Source organism: Arhodomonas sp. KWT (assembly GCF_010993615.1).
On the sequence record NZ_WNXE01000864.1, the window covers coordinates 1 to 716 of the forward strand.

Below are 716 nucleotides of genomic sequence, written 5' to 3' on the forward strand. Positions count from 1 at the left end.
TTGCAGCCGATGGTGTCGGTGTCCAGGGCCACCAGCTCTCCGGGGCGGATCACGCGGTCGCTGGCCTCGTTGAACCACGGGTTGGTCCGCGGCCCGGAGGAGAGCAGCCGGGTCTCGATGAACTCGCCGCCGCCGCGGATCACCTCGCCGTACATGGTGGCGAACAGGTCGGTCTCGGTGACGCCGGGGTGGATGCCGCGTTCCACCGATGCCACGGCGGCCTCGCTCGCGGCCATCGACTGGGCCAGGCAGGCGATCTCCTCACGGGTCTTCAGCCGCCGGCAGTGCAGGGTGTCCTGCATGCAGTCGGCCACCTCCAGACCCTGGGCCTCGAGGTTGAGGGCGAGCAGGTGAGAGCAGCGGTCCAGCCCGACCCGGACGTTGCCGCGGCCGTGGGCGCGCACCAGGTCGGCGATCTCGCGGGCGAAGGGGTCGGCGCTGAGGTTGTCGCGCTGGTTCACCGCCGACCACACGACCTTGGAGGTGCGCGACTCGTCGATGGTCTCCAGCCAGGTGGAGACGTGGGCACTGCCCGGGTACTCGAACAGGATCACCGGGCCTTCCTGAGGCACGTAGATGTAACGCGTGGAGTTGCGCAGAAAGTAGCCGAACATGTTGCGCGAGCCGGTGGCGTAGCGTTGGTTGTACGGGTCGAAGAGCACCACGGCGGCGTAGCCCTTCTCCGCCATCATCTCGCGCAGCCGGCGCAGGCGCCC

At 69.1% G+C, this 716-nt stretch carries 1 protein-coding gene; it reads right to left on the reverse strand.

Features of this window, described 5'->3' with window-relative positions; all coding sequences use genetic code 11:
- A partial coding sequence (locus G7A99_RS22935; protein WP_163144339.1) for a Xaa-Pro peptidase family protein occupies positions 1–716 on the reverse strand: 716 nt, incomplete at both ends.